This is a genomic window from Burkholderia sp. Ac-20379, from assembly GCF_017104645.1.
Classification (GTDB): Bacteria; Pseudomonadota; Gammaproteobacteria; order Burkholderiales; family Burkholderiaceae; genus Burkholderia.
The window spans coordinates 1-5,556 of the sequence record NZ_JAAGPF010000419.1; the positions used below are offsets into that span (position 1 = coordinate 1).

Below are 5,556 nucleotides of genomic sequence, written 5' to 3' on the forward strand. Positions count from 1 at the left end.
CAGGTGCGCGAGCGCCGTGGCGGCCAGCGCCCAGGCCGCCAGCCCGGCGGCGAGCGCGAGCGGCCAGCCGCGCGTGCGGCAGGTCCAGGCATAGGCGAAATTGAAGGCTTCGGATGCGAGAATGGCGGCCAGCGCGAGCAGCGCGGCATGCGCGCCGAACGCGGGGCCGTGTTCGAGGACGAGCAGGAACAGGATCGGGCCGGCCACCACGGGCAGCCCCGCCAGCCAGCCCGCGATCGATGGCCCCCACCATGCGCCCGACATCGAGACGACCAGCAGGAACAGCGGGACGAGCGTCAGCTTGAGCGTGAGCATGGCGGCAGCGGGTAAAGCCAGATGATACCCGCGCGGCGTGCGCCGCCGATGTCGTTGCACGTCACCATAACCACAACTTGAATCGAGAGAACACGGATGGCCACTCCCTCCAAACTGCTGTTCCTGCCGGGCGCATCGGGCGACACCGGCTTCTGGCATCCGCTCGCCGAGCGCCTCGCGCATCCGGCCGAGCGCGAGATCGTCGCGTATCCGGGCTTCGGCGGCGAGCCGGCGGACCCGTCGATCGGCGGCATCGACGATCTGCTCGAGCGCGTGCTGGCCCGCATCGACCAGCCGACGGCGCTGATCGCGCAATCGATGGGCGGCCTGCTGGCGGTGCGCGCCGCGCTCGAGCGGCCCGAGCTGATCACGCATCTGGTGCTGAGCGTGACGTCGGGCGGCGTGAACATGGCCGGCGTGGGCGCGCAGGATTGGCGCACCGGTTTCGCCGCGAGCCATCCGCATCTGCCGGGCTGGTTCCTGTCGAATCATGAGGACTACAGCGCACGCCTGCACGCGATCCGCCAGCCGGCGCTGCTGATCTGGGGCGATGCGGATCCGATCAGCCCCGTCGCGGTGGGCGAGCGCCTGCGCGACGCGCTGCCCGATGCGCACCTGCACGTGGTGGCGGGCGGCCAGCACGATTTGGCCCGCGTGCATGCGGCCGCGCTCGCGCCGCTCGTCGACGCGCATCTGGCTCGCTGAGTGGCCGACTCGCTGAGTTAGCGGGTTGACGCCCGCCGGGCGCGTGCCGGTTTTCGCCCGGCACCGCCCGCGCATTTCTCCTTCGTCTTCCCGCTCGGCTTCCGCCACGCACCGGCACCGCGTTTTTCCCTGCGTTTCCCCCTCCCTGCGCCCGGGCCCGCATATTGCGCGGTCTTCCCTCGACGATACGCCTCGCGCGCGCCGCACGCGGCCAGGCCGCCTGCCCGGCGTCGCGCCGTGTCGCGATGGCGTCGCCGATCGCCGCGGTTTGTAGTTTTTGCAGACCGCGCCCGCGACGCCGCACGAACGCGGTGTGTGCGGTCGCGCACCGAACCGTCCCCACCTCACAACCTGCAGTGGAGAAAACGCATGGCCAAATCGAAAACGTCCCAGCCTGCCGACGCCATCGGCAACGGCGGCGAAACGCATCAGCGGCACACCGGCGGCGGCAAGGGCAAGCAGGCCCACCCGGAGGTGCTGACCACCAACTTCGCGGTGCCGATTTCCGACAACCAGAACAGCCTGAAGGCCGGCGAACGCGGCCCGGCGCTGCTCGAGGATTTCGTGCTGCGCGAGAAGATCTTCCACTTCGATCACGAGCGGATTCCCGAACGCATCGTGCACGCGCGCGGCAGCGGCGCGCACGGCGTGTTCACCTGCACCAAGGCGATTCCCGAGCTGACGCGCGCGAGCCTGTTCCAGAAGGCCGGCGGCGAGGTGCCGGTGTTCGTGCGCTTCTCCACGGTGGCTGGCGGCGCGGGCTCGGTGGATACGCCGCGCGACGTGCGCGGCTTCGCCGTCAAGTTCTACACGCAGGAAGGCAACTGGGATCTGGTCGGCAACAACATCCCGGTGTTCTTCATCCAGGACGCGATCAAGTTTCCCGACCTGATCCACAGCGTGAAGATGGAAGCCGATCGCGGCTATCCGCAGGCCGCCTCGGCGCACGACACGTTCTGGGATTTCGCGAGCCTGATGCCCGAGAGCACGCACATGCTGATGTGGGCGATGTCGGATCGCGCGATTCCGCGCTCGCTGCGCATGATGCAGGGCTTCGGCGTGCACACGTTCCGCTTCGTCAACGCGAAGGGCGAGGGCACGTACGTGAAGTTTCACTGGACGCCGGTGCTCGGCGTGCAATCGACCTGCTGGGACGAGGCCGTGAAGATCGCCGGCGCGGATCCCGATTACCATCGCCGCGATCTGTTCGAGGCGATCGATGCGGGCGACTTCCCCGAATGGGATCTCGGCGTGCAGGTGTTCGACGAGGCCTGGGCGGCGAAGCAGCCGTACGACGTGCTCGACGCCACCAAGCTGATCCCCGAGGAAGCGATTCCGCTGCAGACGATCGGCCGCCTCACGCTGAACGCCAACGCGAAGAACTTCTTCGCGGAGACGGAACAGGCCGCGTTCCTGCCGTCGAACGTGGTGCCCGGCATCGATTTCACCAACGATCCGCTGCTGCAGGGCCGCCTGTTCAGCTATCTCGACACGCAGAAGTCGCGGCTCGGCACCACCAACTTCCATCAGATCCCGATCAACGCGCCGAAATGCCCGTTCCACAACTTCCAGCGCGATGGCCTGATGCAGACCCAGGTGCCGGAAGGGCGCGCCAACTACGAGCCGAATTCGCTGGCCGAGGCCGGCGAGGCGGGCGGGCCGCGCGAGGCGCCGGCCGAAGGCTTCAGCACGTTCAAGGCCAACGACGAGCGCAACGATCCCGCCGAGAAGCTGCGCGTGCGCGCCGAGCTGTTCGCCGATCACTACAGCCAGGCGCGCATGCTGTACCACTCGCTGGAGCCGATCGAACAGGCGCACACGGCGTCGGCGTTCGTGTTCGAGCTGTCGAAGGTGTCGCTCGAGCACGTGCGCACGCGCATGCTATCGCGGCTGCGCAATGTCGACGAATCGCTGGCGCAGCGCGTGGCCGGCGGCCTCGCGATGCCGTTGCCGGACGCCGCGCCGGCCGCGCGCGAGCCGGTCGACATGAAGCCGTCGAAGGCGCTGTCGATCGTCGGGAATGCCAAGCACACGCTGAAGGGCCGCAAGGTGGGCGTGCTGTTCGACGAGGGCTCGGACAAGGCCGAGATCGACGCGCTCGTGAAGGCCATCGAGGCCGACGGCGGCCGTGCGATGCTGATCGCGCCGAAGGTGGGCGGGGTGCCGGTGAAGGGCGGCACGCTGACGGCCGACGGGCAACTGGCCGGCACGCCCTCGGTGCTGGTCGATGCCGTCGCGCTGGTGCTGGCCGAGGACGCCGCGACAAAGCTCGCGCAGGATTCGGCGGCGGTGTCGTTCGTGCTCGACGCCTACGCGCACCTGAAGGCGATCGGCCACACGGCCGGCGCGCAGCCGCTGCTCGAGCGCGCCGGCGTGCAGGCCGACGCGGGCGTGACCAATCTCGGCAAGGCGTTCGTGAGCGCGGCCGGCAAGCGTTTCTACGATCGCGAACCGAAGGTGCGCACGCTGGCCTGACGTGCCACGCGCACATGAAAAAAGCCGGATGCGGGGCATTGCCCCCGCATCCGGCTTTTGATGTCGCGTGCTGCCTGGCGCTTACAGGCCGACCGAGATCAGCCCCGGAATCGCCACGTCGGGATTGACGTCGGCCTCGTAATCCACGCCCGCGATCTCGAAACCGAACAGGCGCAGGAATTCGTGCTTGTAGCCGGCGAAATCCGTCAGTTCGTAGATGTTGTCGTTGGTGACCTGGCTCCACAGCGCCTGCACCTTGGCCTGCACTTGCGGATCGAGTTCCTTGTAGTCGGCGCGCAGGCGGCCGTCTTCGTCGATATGCGGCGTGGCGCCGTACATCGTGTCGTGCAGCAGGCCGTACACCTGCTCGATGCAGCCCTCGTGCGTGCCGGTTTCCTTCATCACCTTGAACAGCAGCGACAGGTACAGCGGCATCATCGGGATCGCCGAGCTGGCCTGCGTGACCACCGCCTTCAGCACCGCCACGCGCGCGTCGCCGCCGTTGGCCGCGAGCGTCTCGCGCAGGCCGATCACGGTGGTGTCGAGATCCTTCTTGGCCGCGCCGATCGAGCCGTTCCAGTAGATGTCGTGCGTGATCTGCTCGCCGAGATAGGTGAAGGCCGTGGTTTTCGCGCCCGGGGCCAGCACGCCCGCTTCGTTCAGCGCGTCGATCCAGAACTTCCAGTCCTCGCCGCCCATCACCGCCACGGTGTTGTCGATTTCTTCCTGCGAGGCCGGTTCGAGCACCGTGTCCTTGATCACTTCCTTGTCGGTGTCGATGCCGCGGAACGTGACGCTCTTGCCGATCGGCTTGAGCGTGGAGTTGTGCACCACGCCCGTTTTCGGGTGCGTGCGGCGCGGCGACGCGAGGCTGTAGACCACCAGATCGACCTGGCCGAGATCGGCCTTGAGGGTGTCGATCGTGACGCGCTTCACTTCGTCGGAGAACGCGTCGCCGTTGATCGTCTTGGCGTAGCGGCCTTCGGCCTTGGCGAACTTCTCGAACGCGGCGGTGTTGTACCAGCCGGCGGTGCCCGGCTTGGTTTCGCTGCCCGGACGCTCGAAGCAGACGGCCAGCGTGTCCGCGCCCGAGCCGAAGGCGGCCGAGATGCGCGCGGCCAGGCCGTAGCCGGTGGACGCGCCGATCACCAGCACTTTCTTCGGGCCGTTGGCGATCGGGCCTTGCTTGACGACGTAATCGATCTGTTCTTTGACATTGGCTTCGCAGCCGACCGGATGAGTCGTCACGCAGATGAAGCCACGCACGCGCGGTTTGATGATCATGAAAGCCCCTGAATACGGTAAGCGTCGAACGTCGACGGACAGAAATGCCGTGCATTGTAATGGAAGCCCCGGACGGCGCGAACGGCGGCATCCGGCCCCGGCGCGGGGCGCATGGCGATGCGGGCGCGAGCGCGGCGACGCGATCGCGCCGGACGTGGGACACTCGCAGCGGGTTTTTTCGCGCGGCACGGCCCCGCTCCGAGGCGCGGCCGGCGGCGTTTCACCGCTTCACTGCTTCACCGTTTCGCGAACCATGATCCGATTGCTTTCGATGTCGGGCAGCCTGCGCGCGCTGTCCTCGAACACGGCCCTGCTCGACGCCGCCGCCGCGATCGGCGCGCCCGGCGTGAGCGTGCAGGCCTGGCGCGGCCTCGACACGCTGCCGCACTTCAACCCCGAGCGTCAGGACGATCCGCCGCCGCCCGTGCAGGCGCTGCACGACGCGGTCGCGCAGGCCGACGGGCTGCTGATCGCCTGCCCCGAATATGCGCGCGGCATACCGGGCGCGTTCAAGAACGCGCTCGACTGGCTGGTGGCCAGCGAGGGCTTTCCGGGGATAGCGGTGGCGCTGTTCAACGCGTCGCCGCGCGCGTCCGATGCACAGGCGGCGCTGCGGCTGGTGCTCGCCACCATGTCGGCGCATTGCGTGGCGGACGCCTCGATCGCGCTGCCGTTGCTCGGGCCGCCGCGCACGGCGGCGCAGATCGCGGCCGATCCGGCGCATCGCGAGGCGATCGCCGGGGCGCTTGCCGCGATGCGCGAGCGGATCGCCGAGCG

Annotated in this window: 4 protein-coding genes and 1 pseudogene; 3 read left to right on the top strand and 2 right to left on the bottom strand. The window is 68.5% G+C overall.

All coding sequences use genetic code 11. From position 1 onward, the window contains the following. A pseudogene (locus G3N92_RS30400) lies at positions 1–315 on the bottom strand (hypothetical protein); the annotation flags it as partial. A gap of 96 nt (positions 316–411) precedes the next feature. On the opposite strand from G3N92_RS30400, the gene G3N92_RS30405 reads away from it, so the two are divergent. Together G3N92_RS30405 and G3N92_RS30410 are read left to right on the top strand one after the other, a co-directional pair. Continuing rightward, positions 412–1,020: an alpha/beta fold hydrolase gene (locus tag G3N92_RS30405; protein WP_206131254.1), complete on the top strand. Its 609-nt coding sequence runs from the start codon at positions 412–414 to the stop codon at positions 1,018–1,020. 369 nt (positions 1,021–1,389) lie between these two features. Continuing rightward, complete coding sequence (locus G3N92_RS30410) at positions 1,390–3,495, top strand: catalase (RefSeq protein WP_206131255.1); 2,106 nt, start codon at positions 1,390–1,392, stop codon at positions 3,493–3,495. Positions 3,496–3,576: 81 nt separating this feature from the next. Here G3N92_RS30410 and fabV read toward each other — a convergent pair whose 3' ends face one another. Continuing rightward, positions 3,577–4,779: an enoyl-ACP reductase FabV gene (gene fabV / locus G3N92_RS30415; protein WP_206131256.1), complete on the bottom strand. Its 1,203-nt coding sequence runs from the start codon at positions 4,777–4,779 to the stop codon at positions 3,577–3,579. Between the two features lie 253 nt (positions 4,780–5,032). Here fabV and G3N92_RS30420 point away from each other — a divergent pair. Continuing rightward, the coding region (locus tag G3N92_RS30420) for an NADPH-dependent FMN reductase (RefSeq protein ID WP_206131257.1) at positions 5,033–5,556 on the top strand (524 nt) is incomplete at its 3' end.

Bases quoted from the DNA above. Each gene is read 5' to 3' on its own strand.
- G3N92_RS30405 (WP_206131254.1), top strand. From the start codon at position 412: ATGGCCACTCCCTCCAAACTGCTGTTCCTGCCGGGCGCATCGGGCGAC.
- G3N92_RS30410 (WP_206131255.1), top strand. From the start codon at position 1,390: ATGGCCAAATCGAAAACGTCCCAGCCTGCCGACGCCATCGGCAACGGC.
- fabV (WP_206131256.1), bottom strand. From the start codon at position 4,779: ATGATCATCAAACCGCGCGTGCGTGGCTTCATCTGCGTGACGACTCAT.